At 35.7% G+C, this 23,376-nt stretch carries 14 protein-coding genes and 2 tRNA genes; 6 read left to right on the forward strand and 10 right to left on the reverse strand.

What is annotated here, in order from left to right; translation table 11 throughout:
- Positions 1-29: 29 nt before the first annotated feature.
- Positions 30-1,295, reverse strand: a complete 1,266-nt coding sequence (gene ilvA / locus V4P54_RS03365) for a threonine ammonia-lyase IlvA (protein ID WP_455476651.1) — start codon at positions 1,293-1,295, stop codon at positions 30-32.
- Positions 1,296-1,456: 161 nt separating this feature from the next.
- On the opposite strand from ilvA, the gene V4P54_RS03370 reads away from it, so the two are divergent.
- Positions 1,457-1,542: transfer RNA gene (locus V4P54_RS03370), tRNA-Leu, on the forward strand.
- 617 nt (positions 1,543-2,159) lie between these two features.
- Here the strand turns inward: V4P54_RS03370 and V4P54_RS03375 are convergent.
- From V4P54_RS03375 to V4P54_RS03385, 3 genes are all read right to left on the reverse strand, one after another.
- Entirely contained in the window at positions 2,160-2,930 is a 771-nt protein-coding gene (locus V4P54_RS03375) for an outer membrane protein (protein ID WP_455476652.1), read from the reverse strand.
- Positions 2,931-3,455: 525 nt separating this feature from the next.
- The gene (locus tag V4P54_RS03380; RefSeq protein ID WP_455476653.1) at positions 3,456-3,728 is read right to left on the reverse strand and encodes a hypothetical protein; all 273 of its coding nucleotides are present in this window, start codon (positions 3,726-3,728) and stop codon (positions 3,456-3,458) included.
- On the reverse strand, positions 3,725-6,103 hold the full coding sequence (locus V4P54_RS03385) for a mechanosensitive ion channel family protein (RefSeq protein WP_455476654.1): 2,379 nt from the start codon (positions 6,101-6,103) through the stop codon (positions 3,725-3,727). Before V4P54_RS03385 ends, V4P54_RS03380 begins: the two co-directional genes overlap by 4 nt.
- Positions 6,104-6,741: 638 nt before the next feature.
- Here V4P54_RS03385 and secD point away from each other — a divergent pair.
- From secD to V4P54_RS03400, 3 genes are all read left to right on the forward strand, one after another.
- A complete protein-coding gene (secD, locus tag V4P54_RS03390; protein ID WP_455476655.1) occupies positions 6,742-9,249 on the forward strand; it encodes a protein translocase subunit SecD in 2,508 nt (835 codons plus the stop codon).
- 108 nt (positions 9,250-9,357) lie between these two features.
- Positions 9,358-11,061 (forward strand): YbaL family putative K(+) efflux transporter, encoded by a 1,704-nt coding sequence (gene ybaL / locus V4P54_RS03395; RefSeq protein WP_455476656.1) that lies wholly within the window; start codon positions 9,358-9,360, stop codon positions 11,059-11,061.
- 63 nt (positions 11,062-11,124) lie between these two features.
- Entirely contained in the window at positions 11,125-12,069 is a 945-nt protein-coding gene (locus V4P54_RS03400) for a lysylphosphatidylglycerol synthase transmembrane domain-containing protein (protein ID WP_455476657.1), read from the forward strand.
- 138 nt (positions 12,070-12,207) lie between these two features.
- Here V4P54_RS03400 and V4P54_RS03405 read toward each other — a convergent pair whose 3' ends face one another.
- Positions 12,208-13,776: a TerC family protein gene (locus V4P54_RS03405; RefSeq protein WP_455476658.1), complete on the reverse strand. Its 1,569-nt coding sequence runs from the start codon at positions 13,774-13,776 to the stop codon at positions 12,208-12,210.
- A 474-nt stretch (positions 13,777-14,250) separates the two neighbouring features.
- Between V4P54_RS03405 and V4P54_RS03410 the strand changes: the two genes are divergently transcribed.
- Together V4P54_RS03410 and V4P54_RS03415 are read left to right on the forward strand one after the other, a co-directional pair.
- Positions 14,251-14,326 (forward strand) — tRNA-Lys (locus tag V4P54_RS03410).
- A gap of 904 nt (positions 14,327-15,230) precedes the next feature.
- Positions 15,231-16,637, forward strand: coding sequence for an amino acid permease (locus tag V4P54_RS03415; protein ID WP_455476659.1), 1,407 nt, complete (start codon positions 15,231-15,233; stop codon positions 16,635-16,637).
- 102 nt (positions 16,638-16,739) lie between these two features.
- Here the strand turns inward: V4P54_RS03415 and ilvC are convergent, their stop codons facing one another.
- The 5 genes from ilvC to miaA form a co-directional block, all read right to left on the reverse strand.
- Positions 16,740-17,759 carry a ketol-acid reductoisomerase gene (ilvC, locus tag V4P54_RS03420; protein WP_455476660.1) on the reverse strand — a complete coding sequence of 340 codons (1,020 nt, stop codon included), beginning with the start codon at positions 17,757-17,759 and terminating at the stop codon, positions 16,740-16,742.
- Between the two features lie 353 nt (positions 17,760-18,112).
- On the reverse strand, positions 18,113-18,847 hold the full coding sequence (locus V4P54_RS03425) for a pyridoxine 5'-phosphate synthase (protein WP_455476661.1): 735 nt from the start codon (positions 18,845-18,847) through the stop codon (positions 18,113-18,115).
- Positions 18,848-18,929: 82 nt separating this feature from the next.
- Complete coding sequence (locus tag V4P54_RS03430) at positions 18,930-20,051, reverse strand: ATP-dependent DNA helicase (RefSeq protein ID WP_455476662.1); 1,122 nt, start codon at positions 20,049-20,051, stop codon at positions 18,930-18,932.
- Positions 20,052-20,241: 190 nt separating this feature from the next.
- On the reverse strand, positions 20,242-22,041 hold the full coding sequence (locus tag V4P54_RS03435) for an acetolactate synthase 3 large subunit (RefSeq protein ID WP_455476663.1): 1,800 nt from the start codon (positions 22,039-22,041) through the stop codon (positions 20,242-20,244).
- A gap of 251 nt (positions 22,042-22,292) precedes the next feature.
- A complete protein-coding gene (gene miaA / locus V4P54_RS03440) occupies positions 22,293-23,180 on the reverse strand; it encodes a tRNA (adenosine(37)-N6)-dimethylallyltransferase MiaA (RefSeq protein WP_455476664.1) in 888 nt (295 codons plus the stop codon).
- Positions 23,181-23,376: the final 196 nt, after the last annotated feature.

The following is a 23,376-nucleotide window of genomic DNA, read 5'->3' on the forward strand; positions in this document are numbered from 1 at the left end:
AAATAAACTAAATACAAAAATACAGATTCTCATACAACAAAATCAAACAACGTTTGATCATCTGTAATATCACGATAACGCCAACCTAGCGCTTGAAACTTTTTTTCTAAGATACAAAAATTATCGTATTGTTTTGTTTCAATTGCAATTAACACAGAACCAAAACTTCTGGATGATTTTTTTAAATACTCAAAGCGCACAATATCGTCATCTGGAGATAATTGAGCAAGAAAACTACGCAGCGCACCAGGATGTTGGGGAAAACTAAAAATAAAATATTTCCTAAGTCCCTGAAAACGCAAAGACCGCTCTTTAATATCTGGTAAACGCTCAAAATCAAAATTCCCGCCTGAAATAACGAGAAGAATTTTTTTTCCTTTCAATTCCTGAGCAGGAATACTGTTAAGAGCATCAACCGATAGAGCACCAGCAGGCTCAAGAACTACACCCTCAACATTGAGCATTTCAACCATTGTAGAACATACACGATTTTCAGGAACCGTGATAACAGAATCTAACGAAAATTGCTTAAGGATAGTATAATTTAACACACCAATTTTAGCAACAGCAGCACCATCCACAAATGTATCAATATTTTCGAGTTCAATATGTTTTCCACTTTTCAAACAAGCAGACAAGCTTGCAGCTCCTTCTGGCTCAACAAAACGAAGTTTTGTTTTCCAACCATATTCATGTAAAAATTTACTGACACCACTGGCCAAACCACCTCCACCTACAGGCACAACAAGTAAATCTGGTTCATGCTCTCCCTTAAGCTTTTTCCATTGCAAAACAGCCTCACATAAAACCGTCGCCTGCCCAACGATAATACGAACGTCATCAAAAGGCGGTGCCATTATACCACCACCCTCAGAAACAAAAGATTGTGCAGCTGCATAACACTGATCAAATGTATTTCCAACTAACCGAATATCAATGAAATTTTGACCAAAAACACGCGTCTTATCAATTTTCTGTTGCGGAGTTGTCACAGGCATGAAAATTACACCTTTACGCCTAAAATAACGACAAACAAAGGAAACTCCTTGCGCATGATTACCCGCTGACGCACAAACAAATGCAGTATCTTGAGATATTTTGTTAAGCATTTCTGAAACAAAATTAAAAGCACCACGAATCTTGTATGATCGAACTGGTGTTAAATCTTCACGTTTTAAATAAATCTCTGCATCATATTTTTGACTCAAAAAATCATTTCTTTGGAGTGGTGTTTCAGCAAATACATTATGCAAAGCTGTCATAGCCTTTGTTACATCTTCAATAAATTTACTCATAACACAACTTATCTCATACTTTCTTTATTAACATTGTATAGGTTTCTTCTAACTATAAAGACAACCATTGTCAGTCAAAAATTTACAGAAGAATGAAAAGTTTTCTTCCATCATTAGACCTTGATTCAATAAAAGATATAGCTTATGAGAGAGCTTTCATTGCGGACGTGATGAAATCGGTAAACATAGCAGACTTAAAATCTGCCGGTCTAAGACCTTGCGGGTTCAAGTCCCGCCGTCCGCACCAAAAGATAAATTAAACAAACAATTAAATCCTGTTCATTTTTGAGAGACTCTGTTTTTAGTATTTAGCTCTGTGATAGCACTTTCTTGTCTCGGTTCAGACTTTTAAATACACAAAGAGACCTAATTATAACTAAAAAAATAGAATGGTTAATCTAAGGAAATGCAACTTGCTTTTTTGATTGTTTATGGAAATCAAGACTTACAACGTAATGCTATAACTTAGTATAAATTCACTTAACCACGAACATGAAATCTTCAAAAGTACAATTTTATTTTAGGTACCTGCTCACTATCTAGTGTTCAATTTTTTTGGATCTTACACAAGATACCTACATTGCCTACCATACAATTCGGAAATTTCATGAACAAACATAACTCAAATCACTGCACCACTAGCAATGATTCTGTAGTTTCTACTACAAATATTTGTGATAAATTTCCCAACCTGTAAATTTCAGATAATACCCAGTAAAAAGAAATAAATTTTCAAAATACAGCACCTAATACTCTACACAACAAGATAGCAAAAATAAAATTTTACTGTTCTAAAAACAACACTTGATGATAAAAATAAAGGCTCTATCCAAGATAGAGCCCTTTATAAATTTTTTATAAAGGCTAAAATTTATAAGCTATCCCAACACGGAAATCGTTCGTTTTGTAATTAAGCTCAACCTCATTATTAAATTTCTCCTTACCAAAATCGGAATACCGATATTCCGCACGTAAAATAACATTGTCCATCATAGCAAAATCAACACCACCACCGAGAGTATAACCAATCATCGTCTTTTTATCACACGCGAAAAGATTGGGGCCATCTTTTTTCTTTGCAAATGACACAGATAAAGCGTCCTCAAACTGTCCATAAGCGATACCACCAGAAATATAAGGCATGATACGATTAGAAGCAAAACCAGCACGCAACCGCGTAGAACCACTCCACTTTTGCTCAAAAGTATGATCAAAAGTTATATTATCTTCTCCTTCGTCACCAGGAATCAAAAGATTCTTTGTAGACTTTTGTTTGAACAGAAATAAATCTGTCTCAACTCCAAAGATCCAATCACTGTGAAGATCAATATTAGCACCTGCATAAAATCCACCTAAAAAACCAGAAAGCTTAGGTACTTGGTTTTTTCCAATCGGGATCCACTCCTCATTACCAGCGTGCGGACCTGGAGCAAGAGGAATATCAGTACTGCGAGCAGTACCAGAAAGCTTACCTGAAAATTCGCTAATTTGCCCCCCGAAATAAAAACCTTCCCAAGAAAAAGCAGGAGAAACAACATAAGATGTCGACTGCTGAGGAAACACCCCAGCTGTTGTATGCATCACGGAAGAGGAAAAAAAAGCAAAAACCGATGCTGTTATTAAACATTTTTTCATAAAATTATACCCCAATTATCGTTGTTAATAAACATTATAATAAAAACAATACAGTATAAAATATATGCTTCAATATTATACGCAACCACACCAAAATTTAAATATAATTACTTCAAAAATCAAATTTAGCAAACAACTCTTAAATCAATTTAAGGTTTTTTATTTAAACACCAACGACAAGAAATGACTTTAAAAGTTAAAATTTTATTTACAATACCACTCCATACTTCGAGAAAGATACTGCACACTTTTCACCCAAATCGCCACACAAAATCATAAAATCGAACTACCTAAATAAAAAACCATTGAAAACAAAGAAACTATTTCTAGTATACCCCAATTAAAATACTAAATGAATTCGTTCTAGAATATATTATAAATTAGTTAACATCAATACTTAATTTATTATCAATAAAATTTATCACAAAAATTATTTTAAATGACTAAAATATTGAAAATATCCTATCAATCTTTATGAAAATTTTCATATTTCTATAAAGATAAATAAAAAGATATTAAAGAATTTCACTTAAAAATCGCCCTACTTTCACTGATTTCTATATTATCATCTGCCATTACTACAAAGTGATCTTTATTGGGAAAAACGACAAAACAACCCTTCATACAAATTATAACTGTTTGACCATGATTCAACGAGATCATTGAAGACATACCACCTTCAGTTACAATGAGGGATTGTACTACCAAATCAGTATTTTTCACAGTTGCGGCATAAATATCTACGACCTCAATACCTAACAATATAACTAAAGTAAAAAAATAAACGTATGGTGTCATTCTAAGATTCCTTCTTCAGCAAACCGTTTATATAATTCAAAGCGAAGAGTATTAACTACCCTGGAAGTAGAGGTAATATTAGGAACATAAACAGACAAAACAAATGAGAGCTTCTTACTATTAAATTCAGTAAAAACTACTTGTGGAGCAGGATTTTTTAAAATCCCATCTGTCATAGAAGCAATCTCTAGTAAAATTTCAACAACGCTCTCTGGTGCAATATTGGGTGAAACAGTAATAGGAATATCAATCTGCCCCATTTTACTTCGTCGAGTCCAATTGCTAACATTATTATTTATAAGGCTCGAATTAGGAATAATAACAGTTTTACGCTGAAATGTTTCTAATTCGGTTGCACGTACCCGAATACGTTTGACAATACCAGATACAGATCCAGCTTCTACATAATCACCTAACTTGAATGGCCTTCCAATCAAAATGATAAGCCCAGACACAAAATTCTGAACAATATTCTGCAAACCAAAACCTATACCGAGAGAAAGTCCTCCAGCAATAAGAGCAAAATTTCTAAGATCCAACCCTGCGATTGACAATCCTACTAAAGTAGATACGACGACGCCACCATAATTTATCACTGTTTTTATAGAATTACGCACACCAGAATCAAATTCTTCACGTGTCAACACCATATCATCCAACCAGTCAATAAATCGATGAATGAGAAATAAACACACAAAAAAAACAACGATCCCAGCCACAATAGAAATTAAAGAAACAGACACATTTCCAATTTGGAAACCAGTAATCAATTGCCACAGCATAGTGCTCAATTCAGAAAATGAAAATCCAAATTGCATGACCATCGGAATAGCACAAAAAACAAAAACAACTAAATTGAGGAAAATACTCACAACAATCCCCAACCAATCCATTGTTCTCTCTTCTAAATGCAACCATTTCATTAAAAAATAACCAACCCTCATTCTTTTGAATTGACCTTTTAATCCAATGACTTGAGCACTTTGTATCCCTAAATACATTAAAACAAAAAATGCACTATCGATCACAATTTGCTGCATAAAAAAACACGCTAGACCGATATAACCAAAAAAATCGATTAAAATGAGCAATAATCCCGATAAAATGAGAGGAATACGGATATAAAGTGGCCAAAATAGTGATCTTTCTTCGCTACTTGAAAAGCGCCCATACCTGAATCTCAAGGGAACAAATGAGATCATAAACAACAACATTGCGACAAGAAGAACAGCAATAAAATTTTTAGCAATGGTTAAGGAAAGAGGTGCCAAAATCACTTCGTATACACTGTCAAGAATGGCATCAAATGCGAGAATTACACCTAAAAAAGTCAACAAAATTATCAATTGCTGAGCCACATACGGCGCAATATTGAAATTTAAAGGACGCATATGCAACGCATTTGATGATAAAAGAACAACTACTAAGCGATTTATCAAAAAAACCAGACTAATTTGATACCCAACCGTATGAAATACAGTTGTTAATTTTCCCATATCCAAACCAAAAATGTGGAACCAAAAGAATACGAGATAAATACAAAAAACAAATGCAAGAGAAGGAAGTAAAATGGAAATAAAAGCAACAAATAAACGCCGAAAATAAGATATCCCCTCATCGTACTTAACAACACCACGATGGGCATACACAAGAGCTCTACGAGAAAAATAAGAAAAGATAAAAAAAGCAAGAAGTGGGATAAAAAAGGAAAAAAACAGCTGGAAAGGCTTTAAATAAAAAACAAAATTCCACCAAGAATTGAACAATCCAATAAAATCAGATGAAGCCTCTTTAGTTTTCTCGGCAATATGTTTAGCTATTTGCACTGAAAAATCAAACCGATGCATAAGTTTACTTTTTAAAAGCTTGCGAGACTGAGAAACAACAAGCTCTTCTATTTTATTTGTGGCCAAAAAAACTTCTTCAAACTGACGAACCGTACTGTTAATCTTATCTTTTTTTTCTTTCAGCACTGAAAGACTATCATTCTGATTTTCGAAACTTTTTTGATTATTAGGAAGTGTTCTAAACTGATCGATAAGTAAATTGATATCGTTCATGGGAGCACGCAAAACAAATGCTGCCTCTAAAACACGTTTACTAATATCTTCCGCCCTTAACTTAAACTTTGCTAAGGCACGTTCATTTTCTGATTCCCTTTTAAAATCTTTTTTTAAATCTTCTGTCTCTCGTTGAAGAGCCTTAACAATTGATTGTTGCCGCCAAAGAATTTTATCGATTGAATGCGTATTTATTGATTGTCCAGTTATCACATCTTGCGATACAACGCGCCCCCATCCACAAAAACTAAATACGGTGATAATTCCTAAAAATAAAAGAAGGATATATGTATTTTTTTTTAAAGAATAATCCATATTTAGCCTTAAATGTAAATACGCCTCCCTCCGAAGCATATGTCATGAAAAAAATATTTTCAACTTTTATGAAATAATCTCATAAAAGCTTCCCCTAATCCCATAATGCTGATAAAAGAGTAAAAATATGAACTGAATAAACAAATAAAAACGAAGGAAACACTTTGAACATGTTTTTTTTGCACTTACACCGCAAAAAAGAAGATTTTTTTCTTTCTACGGCTAGATTTTTTTTATTTAGTTCTGACTTTCTTTTTGCAAGAACCTTGAAAAGGTGTGTTTGTTTAATAGTACAACAACATGCAAGTAAGATGACCAAATCTGATAAACATGATTCAAAAAACAGTCATAGTTGTAGCCAATCAAACAACACAACGAATACAAATAATAGGAAAATTATAATATTCCGTATGGGTAATATTTTTACTACTAGAGGTTTAACAAAACGTCTTTATATTGAATGCATTTTAATGGTTAATGGCTAAAAAAATGATTTTCACACAACTTTTAAATTTTAAAATACAATATTTCTCAAACGGACATGCTCCTCCAATTGCTTGAACTATGAAATTATCATCCTATCTTACCCCTGCATTTAACTATAGTAACCATTAAATTGCCTATTAGCGGAATATATCATGCGTACACCTAGCTGGTTAACTACCTTGTATTGTTTTATCCTTTTAAGCGGAATTTATGCAGCTTTGCCCAATTTATTTTCGCCCGAACAAGTTAAAAATTTAAAATTCCTGCCTAACACCCGTGTAACACTAGGTCTTGATCTTCAAGGAGGCTCTTCTCTATTGCTTGAGGTTGATGCAAAAAAACTAAAACGTGATCAACTACATATAATCTTAGGTAATGTACGCAATATATTGCGTGAAAAACAAATCCGTACATCGAGTGTCCGTATCATTGAAAACAATGTAGTTGCTGTTATTGCTGATCCAACACAAAATGAAAAAGCCGTCTCTGCTTTGCAAACTTTGATTACCCCCATACACAATAGTTTTGGCACTTCATCCAATGATATCGCTATCAATACTCACAATGGAACTATCCGTGTTGTATTAACTGAAGCTGGTGTCAAAGATCGTATCAACAATGCTATTGAACAGAGCTTAGAAATTATCCGTCGCCGTATAGATCAAATTGGCGTCGCTGAACCAGCCATTCAAAAAGTAGGAATTGATCGTATTATGGTTCAATTGCCTGGTTTACAAGATCCTAAACAACTGCGTGATCTTTTAGGAACTACCGCAAAAATGACCTTTCACCTTGTACCTCAAAATGTAGATACAAATAATTTACCTGTAGGAGTTTCAATCCTTCCAAGTTATACTGATGAAACACAACTTTACGCAATTTATGACCAAATTTCTTTAGATGGAAATGTTCTGAAAGATGCTCGTGCAGGTTTCGATCCACAAATGCCTGGACGTCCTATTATCACATTCACTATGAATGCCATCGGTGCAAAAATATTTGCAGATATCACACGACAAAATCTCAATCGTCCCTTTGCAATTGTCCTTGATAATAAAGTTCTAACAGCTCCTGTAATTAACGGAATTATCCCCAATGGACAAGGGCAAATTACAGGAAATTTTGATGCCAAAGAAGCGTCAACTCTAGCTGCTCTCCTCCGAGCTGGATCCTTACCTGCACCATTAACCGTCATTGAAGAAAGAACAGTGGGACCAAATCTTGGTGCTGATGCTATCCAAATGGGACTTTATACAGGCATTATAGGATTTTTTCTCGTTACAATTTTCATTTTTCTTTTGTACAGAATGTGGGGAATAATTACTAATATAGCATTAGCATTACACACGATTTTGACATTCGCAGCACTGAGTTTTCTCGGAGCTACACTCACATTACCGGGTATTGCCGGTATTATTCTGGGTATCGGAATTGCTGTTGATGCCAATATTCTTATTAATGAACGTATCCGTGAAGAAAGCCAAAAAGGTGTGAGTGCCTTTGCAGCTCTAGATCGTGGATTTAAACAAGCTTTTGCAACCATTGTAGATGCCAATATCACCGCAGTTATTGCAACTATTTTACTGTTCTGGTTCGGAACTGGACCAATTCGCGGTTTTGCAGTAACGATGTTGCTTGGTATTATCATCTCCATGTTTACCAATATCACAATTGTACGGATCATTATGATTTGGGTAGTGCGTAAATGGAAAATTAAGACTTTGAATTTTCATTCAATTTTCAATATTTTTCTACAAAACACAAATTTTCAATTTATGAAAGCCCGTTTTATCGGTATTGGTGTCTCAATTATTTTATCGCTTGCTTCAATTCTTTTGTTTTTCAAACCTGGCTTAAATTTTGGAATTGATTTCATTGGCGGTAGCCAAATGAATATTACCACACAAAAACCAGCAGACTTGGCAACTTTGCGTTCAAAATTATCAACTCTTAACGTTGGTGAAGTTACACTACAGAATATTGATAATGAAAACACCATTTTGATTCGTATTCAAAAGCAAACTGGAAGCGAAAAACAACAAACTATTGCCATTGATAAAGTTAAAGCAACTGTAAGGAATATCTATCCAGATGCCACATTTGATCAAATAGAAGTTGTTGGCCCTAAAATTTCAAATGAACTTGCTACTGCTGCTTTTACCGCCGTTATTCTAGCAGCAATTGCTATGTCTCTTTACATATGGTTGCGATTTGAATGGTTTTTTGCTGTTGGAGCTATCATTACACTTGTCCTAGACACAACAAAAATGGTTGGATTTTTTGCTTTATTTCGGTTTGATTTTAATTTAACAGCCATCGCCGCCCTTTTAACGATTGTTGGTTATTCCATAAATGATAAGGTCGTTGTTTATGATCGAATGCGAGAAAATATGCGTCTTTATAAAAAAATGCCACTTCGTGAACTTATTGATCTCTCAATTAATCAAGTTTTGGTACGCTGTTTCTTCACATCAGCAACCACAATTTTAGCTATGCTACCTATGGCGATATGGGGTGGAAGTGCAGTTCATAATTTCGCACTTCCCATGGTCTTTGGAATTGTTATTGCAACATCATCCTCTATCTTTATTGCAGCTCCTATTTTGCTATTATTAGGAAATTGGTGGCAAAAACGAAACACCCCTAAGGTACAAAACTAAAATGGAAATGCCATGCCTATTTAGATGGTATGTTGTTTTCTTCCTTTCATAGAAAAAATTATAATTGTTTCAACAAATTTATCTTTTTGAAAAGAGCTATAGATAATCATGCTTCATGATACACCACTTATCACAACTATTGTTGCGGGACTATGTTTAGCATTTCTCTTAGGAATGATTGCTAATCGCTTACGCATCTCACCACTAGTGGGATACTTGTTGGCCGGTGTTATTGTGGGCCCTAATACAGGTGGATTTAGAATAGATTCCCTTATCATCAACCAACTTGCCGAAATTGGCGTAATTTTATTGATGTTCGGTGTTGGATTACACTTTTCCTTAAAAGACCTTTTATCAGTTAAGGCTATTGCTATCCCTGCTGCTATTGCACAAATGGCATTTTCTACTTTTTTAGGTCTGTGCCTCGGATTAATCATGGGATGGGAATTTAGTGAAAGTTTAGTCTTTGGTCTAGCTTTATCAATTGCAAGTACTGTCATTATGCTGCGCTCTTTGCAAGAACGTCATCTAATTGAAACAGAAAAAGGACGTATTGCAATTGGTTGGTTGATTATCGAAGACTTGGCTATGATTTTTATACTTGTACTCATACCATCTTTAGCAAACACACTTGGTAATACAAAAAAAGAAGCTGTAGATCCGCTTATTCAATGGCTAAACTTAGATATTGGAGGAATTTTTGGGTTTACAATCTTAAAAGTTATAGTATTTATCGTTCTCATGCTTGTTATCGGACGGCGTGTTATTCCGTGGTTACTAAAAGTAAGTGCGCAATCAGGATCACGCGAATTGTTTCGTCTCAGTGTCTTTGCTATTGCACTAGGAGTTGCTTTTGGGGCAGCTCATTTATTTGGCGTTTCTCTTTCTCTTGGTGCTTTTTTTGCTGGTATGGTCATGAGCGAATCAGAATTAAGCCACCGTGCAGCAGAAGAATCCTTGCCACTGCGAGATGCCTTTTCTGTTCTCTTTTTCGTTTCTGTGGGAATGCTATTTAACCCAGAAAAAATATTGACAAGTTTTTTCCCTCTCTTAGCAACACTAATAATTATCATATTAGGAAAATCTGTTGTTACTTTTTTTATAATTAAATTTTTTCGCTATTCTAACAAAATAGCTTTAACTATTTCCGCGAGTCTAGCCCAAATCGGAGAATTTTCTTTTATATTTGCGAGCTTAAGCTTAAACCTTGGCCTTTTAAACAACGATGCCCACGACTTAATCATTGGTGGAGCAATTCTTTCCATTTTACTCAACCCACTTGTATTCATCGCCTGTGATAGAATTAAAAAATATCTAGAAAATTCCCCTATAAACTTACAAGATACGCAAAAAACAATTGACATTGATCCACAAGATTATGATCAGGATTTTTTTCCAATCACTACAAAAAGAAATCATATAGTTGTTGTTGGTTACGGGATGGTTGGAAAGTGTATTACATTATCTCTAATGAATAAAGGAAAATCCGTAATAGTAGTAGAAGAATCGAGACGTCTCGCTGATAAAGCAATTGCAGATGGATCTGAAGCAGTTTGCGGCAACATCATTAAACGAGAAATAATGAATGCAGTAAATGTTAGCAATGCCCGTAAAGTTGTTCTCACAATGCGAAGTACCATAGAAGTAGGACAATGTATAACAAGTATCCGAGATTTTAAAAAAGGTATTCCAATAATCGCTCATGCATTATCTGATACAGAAACAGTTTATCTTATTGATTTAGGAGCAGATATTGTAGTAACTGATGATAAAGAAGTCGCTAATGGTATTATTAAACACATAATTGAATAAAATTCTTAACTAAATATACATAATGATAAATTATGACACGTAGAAAAAAATGGATAGAAAAGCGTGAAAATAAAGAGATTTATATGGCCATTTATCGGAATTTCAGCAATGCTGATATCCGTCCGTATTCTTTATGTAAAGCTATCTGCTATTTCTTTTTGCGATGTAATGGAATGTTTAAGCAGCTTAGGTACATGTCAATGGACGTTGGCCTGTTTGTGCTCCTTTGTAGCTTATGCTGCTCTCGCTGGATATGACAGAATTGCCTTGCAACATCTTGGCCATAAAATTTCTTGGATTTTTATCGCGTTATGCTCATTTACAACCTACGCACTTTCGCACAATATCGGTGCTTCAGTTTTTTCTGGAGCCGTTGTACGTTACCGAGCCTATAAAATAAAAGGACTAAGTGGAACAGAAATTGCAATATTGGTTGGCTTTTGCTCTTTTACTTTTGTAATAGGAACAATCTTGCTTTCTGGAATTGTTCTGATTATCCAACCTGGAATTATTACTCTCATTCATGAAGATCTCCCTAAATGGCTTGGTACAGCGGTTGGCACAATCTTACTAAGCTGCGTAGCGCTTTATGTTTTCGGCAGTTTGCTTCAGCTAAAGCCTTTGCAGCTAGGAAAAAAAATAAAAATTTCTTATCCACGGCTGAAAATTGTCAGCCAACAACTCCTCATAAGCCCTTTAGAACTTTTAGGAGCTGCAGGAATTATATATGCTGTTCTCCCACACAATGTAGACGTTGATTTTGTTTCAGTACTTGGAGTTTTCCTTGCATCTTTCACTGTAGCTCTTCTCTCTAATGCGCCAGCAGGAGGAGTCGGTGTTCTTGAAGCCCTATTCATCACAGGCATGCCCAACGTAAACCCAACTAATGTGATTGCAGCACTAATTGTATTTAGGATGCTTTATTTGATCATACCGTTTATTATTTCTCTATTTATTGCATCAATTTTTGAAATTAGGCAATATTGGAAACGAGTACAGAAAACATAACTGAAATAAAAAAAGAAATTTGTACAACCCATTCGTGCGCATACGAGCAGTAACGATGCAACAGAAAGGAGCTTATATCCGTAAGCCCTATATCTCACAATGGCAATATTTTTTTCTATCCTTTAAACTTGAAAATAATTACCTTTTTTCTTGCGAAATAAGAGGAGAAATAAGAATTTTAGATATATTCCGATGATCTACTTCGATAACTTTAAAACACAAACCGTAAGCTTCAAAACTTTCCCCCTCGTTTGGTAAATGACCAAAACGCCAAAGCATAAACCCTGCCAACGTTGTATAACGATCTGCTTCATCAACAAGATTACACTCAAGATAACCACTTAAACGACGAACATCCGCATATCCTTCAACAAGGAAGCTTCCATCTTCGAGACGCTCCGCAACAACAGATTCTTCATCATCATCAGGAAAATCACCCGCTATAGCCTCAAGAATATCTGTTGGCGTTGCAATTCCTTCAAAAGATCCGTGCTCATCAACAATAATCGCAAGTTGAATTGAAGAATGCCGAAATTGCTCCATCAATCGCAAAACACTCGTATTTTCATGAACAACAAGTGGCTCACGCATAGCTTTTTTCCAATTGATCTTTTTTCCCTCAGCTAAATTCAGAAGAAGATCTTTTGTCAAAGCAACACCAACAAATTCATCTACTTTTCCACGTGCAAAAATCAATCGACTATGTTTAACCTGCTGTAATTCCTTACGCATTTCATTTTCATCACTATTTAAATCCAACCATTCAATTTCATTTCTAGGAGACATAATAGAGCGAACAGGACGATCAGCTAAATCAAGAACACCACGAATCATTTCTTTTTCCTCTGGCCGAAAAATCTCAGAAGCTGCAGCTTGTTCGGCAATAACATCTACAGTATCTCCAAGAGTACCATCCTTCTTCCCTCCTCCTAAAAGTCTCAAAACAGCATCAGCTGTTCGACCTCGTAGATCATTTGTTGTAATCATTTTTTCACGATTACGGCGTCCAATTTGATTAAAAGCCTCAATCAAAACAGAAAAACCAATAGCTGCATATAAATATCCTTTTGGAATATGAAAACCAAATCCTTCAACGATAAGAGAAAAACCTATCATCATCAAAAAACCAAGACAAAGAATAACAATGGTAGGATGACGATTAATAAAGCGCATAAGAGTACCAGACCCACACATCATCACACCCATAGCAACAATCACAGCTATGTACATAACAGTTGCCTGCTCTCTAGCAATCATACCTGTTGCAGTAATAATACTATCAAGAGAGAATACAGCATCAAGCACAACGATTTGAACGATCACCTGCCAAAAAACAGCATAAGTAACACCTGTTTCTCGTTCATGACTCGTACCTTCCAGCCTTTCATGTAACTCTAATGTTCCCTTTGCCAACAAAAAAGCCCCACCACCAATTAAGATAAAACCATGCCAACTGAACATGAAAGAGGCGAATGAAAGAGTCATCGTATTGAGATTCATTACCCATCCAATGACTGTCAAAAGAAAAAGTCGCATAATCAATGCTAAGGTCAAACCGATCAAACGTGCACGACTACGTAAATGAAGTGGCAATTTTTCCGCCAAAATAGCAATAAAGATAAGATTATCTATTCCCAAAACAATTTCGAGAAAAACCAAAGTAACCAAGCCAAACCACGCATGGGGATCAGCGATCCACTCCATCATAGTTCACCCTTTAAGAACATCTTTAAAAGCTTAAATGCGCGCAACTGAAAAAATAAACCCATAAGCCTTCATTCGCACAATTGACAAACAGCAATGAACGTAAACGGACTGAGTACAAAAGCAAAAAATTGCAAAAAATCGCTTAGACGCATATGATTAATGATGAAATCCATGAAGTAAAACAATGCACCACACTTCTTACAACAACAAGGCTCCCCTAAATCCTGCTTAGGCATTACGCCACAAATCCTCTAACCATAGTTCTACATAACAGTAAAAACATCTATTTACGAGACTCATATAATGGTTCTATTTTGGAATAATATCAAGGGGTAATACCACATTTTAACCAGACATCCAAGTTTAGTTACAAGCTTTACTTTGCATTTTCATATAAAAACCAATAAAATCATCTAGACATCTTTCTTTAGGAGCGTTATAGGATTTTCTGCTCCCATCTCTTGATGGGCTCTGGGGTGATTAGCTCAGTTGGTAGAGCAGCTGACTCTTAATCAGCGGGTCGTGGGTTCGATCCCCTCATCACCCACCAATAGCATCAATAAAGTGGCAGCATTTTTCTAAATCATAGAGAAGTTCTTTTGGCCGCATAAGCGTTTTATAAGACGCTCTTAGTAAGGATGTTGGTAAATTTATAAAGATAATCATATCTGAATATTTGATGCACTAAAGCACTGGTTCGAGGTTCAGGTTTAAACCTCAGTATAAGGATAGGTTATTAATAATTAATGACACGGATTTACAGTGATTTGTAAACATCTTAAATTAAGATTCCTCTCTTTCTACTTTCTGAACAAAACAATTTCTATGCAAAGAGTTTTTATAACTACGATGAAGTTGCCTATTTTGATTTCTCTGAATTTTATGTTTTAAACTGCATATCACACAACAAAAGGTACTCATACTCATGAGGACCCTCCTCCTCTCAATCATCATACTCCTCATGCACCAAACTGTCAGTGTAGCACGTTTTTCCTCTACAAGAGGATATCCTTACTTTATATTGTAAATATAGTATCAAATTAAAGCTTCTTCACACTAAAACAACCTTACCACAATCAAAAAGAAATAAATATACTTTCGGCATTTCGATAACTTTTCTCGCACATGCTCAAAAATTTTAAAATAGCATTAACAACCACTAAAATCTTCTAATTACGTTATATTACCTTATGTAATATTAACTCCCCCATATGCCTGTTTCCCCTATCTCAACTATCACTCTACACTCAAATCTCAGATTCATACCAAATTAACATATGAAAATTAATACCTAAAAATTTATCAATTGCTCTCTCTACGGTAAATTTAAAACCATAAAAGCAATCAAAAGTTTTTTCTCCTTTACGACTCACTTATATCATGCTTCCATGTGTAAAATCTCCTTTTTCAAGGTAAATTTAATCTCAAAAATAATAAAAAGGGAACTTCAAGAAATGGATACGGATTATAAAAAAAATCTCGATGACAATCATCCACAAAAATTGCACCGTGGATTAGATGCACGCCATGTACAACTTCTTGCTATCAGTGGTGCTATCGGATCAGGATTATTTATGGGATCAGGCAAAACAATCAGTGTTGCTGGACCATCGATTATATTGGTATACGCCATTATTGGTTGTTTTCTCTATTTTGTAATGCGCGCTATGGGAGAACTCCTGCTTTCTAATCTAGAATATCGATCCTTTATCGACTTTTCAACCGATCTTCTAGGACCAGGAGTCAGTTTTTTTGTTGGTTGGAGTTATTGGCTGTCTTGGACTGTAACCGGAACCGCAGATATTATTGCCATTATAAGCTACACGCAATTTTGGTGGCCTAACTTTAATCCATGGGCCATTATCTTCATCTGCATCGCTTTCTTTTTAACATTTAATCTTCTAGCTGTAAAACTGTTTGGTGAACTTGAATTTTGGTTTGGTCTTATAAAAATCGTAGCAATTTTATTATTAATTGTTGTAGGCTTTTTTATGATTTTCACTGGATTTACTTCTCCAAATGGCACTGTTGCCTCCCTCAGTAATGCATGGAATGGTGGAAATATCTTCCCCAGAGGAATTACAGGATTTTTTGCTGGATTTCAAATTGCTATTTTTGCTTTTGTTGGTATTGAAATTGCTGGAACAACAGCAGCTGAAGTAAAAGAACCTGAAAAAGTTTTACCAAAAGCAATTAACTCAATACCTGTTCGTATTGTACTATTCTATCTATTTTCTCTCTTGATAATAATGTCAATTATACCTTGGGATCAGATTGTCCCAGATAAAAGTCCTTTTGTTGAAATGTTTTGGCTTGCTGGTATTCCGATAGCGGCTGGTCTAGTAAACTTTGTTGTCTTAACCTCAGCAGCATCTTCTGCAAACAGTGGTATTTTTGCTACAAGCCGCATGATATACGGGCTTGCTGCAAAACAACCAGCACTTAGGGTTTTCGGAAAACTCTCTAAAAGACATGTTCCATCAAAAGCACTATACTTTTCTTGCATGTGCATTCTGCTAGGATGTATAATTACATCAGTATCCGAAAGTGCCATAAGAGCTTTTACGATTATGACCACAATTTCAGCACTTGCATTCATATACATATGGTCCGTTATTTTGATTAGCTACATTGTGTATCGTCGTAAACGTCCTATGCAACACGCTATATCCCGCTACAAAATGCCTGGAGGCTCTGCAATGTGTTATATTGTTTTAGTCTTTTTCGCATTCATTATCTATTTGCTAACGTTAGAATCTGATACTCTAATAGCTTTAAAATATACTATATTATGGTTTATTTTCTTAGGAATGATTTATTTTTTATACATAAGAAGGGTTCATTTCAAAGATAAAGAATGAGAGATAAAAAATTGGAATTGTATACAAGAAGGACAACAAATGTTGTCCTTCTTGTATCTATGAATTATGAATGATGTTTTCCTAACACATTTCTACAAATTTTTAGTTACGCTTTTTATCAACTAAGGCATTAGACTGAATCCAAGGCATCATCGCACGAAGTTTTTTTCCAACTTCTTCAATAGGATGACTATCGCTTAAACACCTCATTCTTTTAAAGTGAGCAGCCCCAGCTTTATATTCCTGAATCCAATTAGACGCAAACTTACCTGTCTGAATATCTTTTAGAATATTCTTCATCTCTTCTTTCGTTTTATCTGTTATTACACGTGGACCGGATATATATTGACCCCATTCAGCAGTGTTAGAAATTGAATAATTCATGTTGGCAATACCACCTTCATAAATGAGATCAACAATCAATTTAACTTCATGCAGGCACTCAAAATAAGCCATTTCTGGCGCATAACCTGCTTCCGTTAATGTCTCAAACCCTGCACGAATGAGCTCAACAAGACCACCGCAAAGAACAGCTTGCTCACCAAAAAGATCGGTTTCACATTCTTCTCTAAAAGTTGTTTCAATGACACCAGCGCGTCCACCGCCAAGACCACAAGCATAAGACAACGCGATATCATGAGCACATCCAGAAGCATCCTGTGCAATCGCAATTAGACAAGGGACACCACCACCACATTGATACTCATGACGTACTGTATGCCCAGGCCCCTTGGGAGCAATCATTACAACATCAACTGTCCTTTTTACTTCAATTAACCCAAAATGAATATTTAAACCATGAGCAAAAGAAATAACTGCCCCGTCACGCAAATTATCATGGATATGCTCTTTATAAATGTCGGCTTGCAATTCATCAGGTGTTGCCATCATAATAAGGTCTGCCCATCCTGCTGCTTCAGCAACACTAACAACTTCAAAACCATCTGCAATAACTTTTTTAGCCGTTTCTGACCCTAAACGTAAGGCAATCCGCATGTTATGTACGCCAGAATCTTTTAAATTTAAAGCATGAGCACGTCCCTGCGAACCATAACCAACAATGGCTACTTTTTTTTCTTTAATCAAATTAATGTTTGCATCACAATCATAATAAACACGCATAAAAATACTTCCTTATATTTACATTTAAAACAACTAAATAATATTTATACAATACATTGCATATGGAAAATATAATTGTAAAATTTCCATGATATATACAAATCTAAAAAGAATTTTTACCAATGAAATAAAGTTACATACTATACTGTAACAATACTTATTGTGAGTTATATATACTCTTAAGAATTATTATTATTTTGTATATTAAACCATATATCCTAAAAAAATAAGCTAAACTGCGTAATAGCTGAGCATGAACCAAATTAAAATGGATAGCAAGAAAAATGTAAAGTAAGTGCAACCATTTTTACTCTCTAGCAGACCCCAAAACGCAATAAAATAAAAAAGGAAAATTACGACAATAATCGAATGAAACGCTGAACAGTTCCATGCATTCCATATTCCAATGCATCAGAAATAAGACCATGTCCGATAGAAACTTCATCAAGCCAAGGAATACAACCAATAAGGTCAGGAAGATTAATAACCGTCAAATCATGACCTGCATTAACACCTAGTTTCAATTCTCTTGCTTTTTTTGCGGCTAAAATAAGTTTATCTAATTCCTGATCCCGTTTCGTTTTATCGTTAAACGCAGCACCATAAAGTCCAGTATAAAACTCTACACGATCAGCACCAATTGCTTTAGCAACATCAAGCCCCTCTACAATAGGATCAGCGAATAATGATACACGAATTTTTTTTTCTTTCAATCGCCAAACTATAGGAGCCAAAAATTCAGCATAATGAAAAAAATTCCAACCATGATCAGAAGTTTCTTGAGATGGATCATCAGGAACAAGAGTAATTTGATCAGCATATTTTTCTGCTAAATTTAAAAATGTATCACTTGGATAACCTTCAATATTAAACTCTGCATCGGGAAAAAACCTGCTAATTAAATAGTGTATATCTGGCAAGTCAGAAAATCGAATATGTCTTTCGTCTGGCCGTGGATGAACCGTCAAACCTGTTGCACCAGCAGCAAGGGCTATACGTCCCATATCTTTAACATTTGGCCACGGAAGATTACGCCGATTACGCAAAACAGCAACAGCGTTAAGGTTAACAGAAAGCCTTACTGTCATGCAAGATTCCACTTCCACATATAATCACTAAAATAAAAGAGACACATTCCTTGATATAATCCAAACAATAGAGATATTTTTCCTATCGAATAATAGTTAAACGTTCCGCAGCACGCGTAATTCCTGTATAAAGCCAGCGCGCATACATGTCACGAAACGCAAAGCTTTCATCAAATAAAACAACATTATCCCACTGGGATCCTTGCGCTTTATGAACTGTTAATGCATAACCGTAATCAAAGTCATCGTATCTTTTTTTTAATTGCCACGAAACTTCGTGATCAGGATTCTCAAACAATGCTTTTAAAAGCCTAATCTTTGTCATCCCACGCTCACCATCTTCCGACTTAACAAGAAGATTAATCCCTGGCTTAACTGTCACTTTTTGTGAAGTCATAACTTTCCATAAAGATCCATTTAATAAATTTTTTGCAGGATCATTACGTAAACACACAAGCTTGTCTCCTGCCTGCGGATAATCGGCTGTAAAACGCTTCAATTCACGCAAACGTCTATTGTAAAGATGACGCGTTCTATTAGTTCCAACCAAAATCTGATCAGAATCCAAAACTAATTGTTGCCCCACCTCTTTACGTGTGATAACGTGAACTGTACCATAATCACCATAGGAAATATCACGTCCCTCACGTACGTCCATGGCCAAACGAATAATCGGATTATCGCGCGCTTGTCGATGGATTTCTGAAAGCAGAAAATCTGGAACTGCATTAGAAAAAAAACCACCTCCAGATAGAGGAGGAAGCTGACCCGGATCACCAAGAGCGAGAATTGGTGTTTGAAAGCTCATCAAATCACGTGCCAATTGTTCATCCACCATCGAACACTCATCAACAATAATCAGCTTAGCCTGTGCAGCGGAGCTTTTCCTATTCAATACGAATGTTGGTGCAATAGATTTTTTTCCTGTTAGCTCATCAGAGATTTCTGCCTCTCCACGTGGAGAATAAATCAGAGAATGAATAGTACAAGCGTTGCTTGCACCTTTAGAACGTAAAACCTGAGCTGCCTTACCAGTAAATGCAGAAAACTGAACAGATCCATCAATTGTTTCAGCAAAATATTTGGCAAGAGTTGTCTTCCCTGTTCCCGCATAGCCAAAAAGACGAAAAACAGGAGAACTCCTATTCTTTAACCAAGCAGAAACAGCCTTCAATGCGTTATCCTGCTCCAATGAAAACTGCATGACCGATCAAAATAAGATTCGCATAAAAAGAGCAAGCTTTTTTGAACTAAACACTAGTTAAAATTTTTTTCTTGAAAATTTTTAATATTTGAACACCCAACAACCTTCATAGTATAATAACTAACTTCCAGTATCAACTGCCAACTTAGTAATCTTCATAATCTAAAAATATTATGCAACCTAATATTTACTACACAAAAGAATGCCCTTCAACAGGAACAGCATTAGCAACTACCTCATCATTAACCTCATCAGACAACAACATATCATTGTGTGCACATCCAGAAGGAATCATTGGAAAACAATTTTCTAAATTATCAACACAACAATCAAAAATAACCGGCTTATCACAACCAATCATTTGCTGAATTTTATCATCAAGTTCATCTTGTTTCGAACAATGGATACCTATCACTCCATAAGCCTCTGCTAATTTCATAAAATCAGGCATCGATTCCGTATAAGAATGAGAAAGACGATTGCCATGCAACAATTGCTGCCATTGGCGAACCATTCCCATATACCTATTATTTAAAATAAAAATTTTCACAGGTGTATTGTGTTGAACTGCCGTCGCAAGCTCCTGAATATTCATCTGAATTGAAGCATCACCAGAAATACATAAAACAAGTGCACTAGGATGTGCCATTTGAACACCAATAGCAGCAGGTAAACCATACCCCATAGTACCAAGACCACCAGACGTCATCCAATGTTTTGGTTCATCAAAGCGATAATATTGAGCCGCCCACATCTGATGCTGCCCAACGTCAGTTGTAACATAAGCCCCCACATCTTTAGTAAGAGCATAGAGCCGTTCAAGAGCATATTGGGGCATAATAACATCTCTTTTTTGAGAATATGCCAACGAATTACGAGCTCTCCAACAATTAATTTTCGTCCACCATGCCTCACGACTTTCTCCTTCAAACATTGTTTGATACATATGCAAACATCGTATCATATCCTCCAAAATACAAGAAACATCACCAATGAGCGGAATATCAACTTTTACGATCTTATTTATGGAAGAAGGATCGATATCAATGTGAATAATACGTGCATCAGGAGCAAAAGCATCAAGTCGCCCAGTAACACGATCATCAAAACGTGCGCCAACAGCCAACATAACATCACAATCATGCATAGCCATATTTGCTTCATAAGTTCCATGCATTCCAAGCATTCCAAGCCAATTTTTGCTAGAAGCTGGATAGGCACCAAGACCCATTAATGTTGAAGTAATCGGAAAATTTCCCAATTGAACCAAATCACGCAACAGCTGTACAGCTTTAGAACCAGATGTAATGACACCACCACCAGAATAAATAACAGGCCGTTTTGCTTGAACTAAGTAAGAAACAGCACACTCAATAGCCTCAGTATCCTTTTTTTCCTGTAGAGAAGAATGTACAAATCCAGACACTTTAGGCGCTCTATAAACACCTGAAGCGAATTGAATATCTTTAGGAATATCAACTAAAACAGGCCCTGGTCTTCCTGACTTAGCGACATAGAAGGCTTCATGAATGGTTGCAGCAAGATCATTCACATCTTTAACTAAATAATTTTGTTTAGTGCAAGGCTTTGTAATACCAACCGTATCGGCTTCTTGAAAACCATTTGTTCCAATTACAGCCGTCGGTACCTGACCAGAAAAACAAACGATAGGAACAGAATCCATTAACGCATCTTGTAGAGGTGTTACAACATTTGTTACACCTGGTCCAGAAGTTACAAGTATAACCCCTACCTTTCCTGTGCTCCGTGCATAACCTTCCGCAGCATGACCAGCTGCTTGTTCATGACGCACCAAAATGTGTTGAATGAAATCTTGTTGATAAATAACATCAAAAATAGGAAGAACAGCTCCACCAGGATAACCAAAGACATGCTGAATTCCTTGATCAATAAGAGCTTGAAACACCATTTCAGCTCCCGACATTATTTCTCCGTCCATACTCTCTTTCATTTCTGGATAATTTGTCATTTTTCCCACTCGCTCATTTCATAGCACAATAAAAAAAAGCCCCAAAAGGAGCCACAACACACGAAGAACATATACTGTATCCCCCTACCCATGCCCCGTAAAACACCACATAACCAACATTTTTATGATCAGGATAAAATACGAGCAGAGAGGGATTCTAGTTGCACAAATACAATTCGTCAATAAAAAATTACTTCTCTAAAAACCCTCTATCTTAAACGTCAAACAACTTAAAACTATTTTTAAGTTCTTCATAAATTTTCAGACGAAGGGATGAGAGTCCATCCTTCATCAAACTTGTTACGAAACCAAGTCATCTGCCTTTTTGCATATCTCCTTGTTTGAGTTTTTGCTGTTTCCAGAGCATCTTCAAAACTTTTATATCCATCCAAATAGGCTATAAACTCACGCACACCAATAGCTTTCATCGCAGGTAATATCGGAGAAAGCATAAGCTTTTTAATAGCCATTACCTCCTCTAAAGCTCCTTTCTCAACCATATCATTAAACCGCTCATTAATGCGCTCATAAAGTAATTGACGAGATGGAATAAGCAGAATCTTTTCTAAATGATTTTGCATAATTAAAGGTGTTGTTTTTTTCTTTTGCCACCAACTTAGTCTTTTACCAGTCGCCTCATAGACTTCCAAAGCACGTATAATCCTCTGACCATCTCGTGGAGAAATCTTCTTGGAAAGGACAGGATCAACCTGCAACAACTGACAATAAAGATTCTCAGATCCTTTTTCATTCAGTTGAAGCCGCCACTTCTGCCGCACAACATCCGGAACATGAGGAATTTTTGAAATTCCCTCTAAAAGGGCATAAAAATAAAGACACGTTCCTCCAACAAAAATGAGGGATTTTGATACAAACATGCTTAAAAGCTTATCTACATCACATAACCATTGTCCTACTGAATAATGAAGAGTGGGATTCACATAACCATAGAGATAATGTGGAACTATTGACGTATCATTTTTTGTTGGTCGTGCAGTTAAAATGCTTAAAATGTCATAAATTTGCATAGAATCAGCATTAATAATAACAGCACCTTTCTCTTGAGCTATTTTCAATGCAAGAGCTGACTTACCACTCGCGGTAGGCCCTGCTATCAACGTAATCGTCCTTTGCGTCACAGATAAAAACCTCTCATACTCATAAAGAAACGATTCATTACAACACCCATAACTTATTCCAAATCTTCTCTCCCATTTATAGCATTGTAAGTATAGATTTTTTTAAGTAAGAGAAAAAAATATATTCATTTTTTTAGAAAAGGAACAAGCACAGAACAGCCATTATATATTTTACGAAAAACATTATCGACAACCA

This window comes from Bartonella sp. B41, assembly GCF_053795765.1.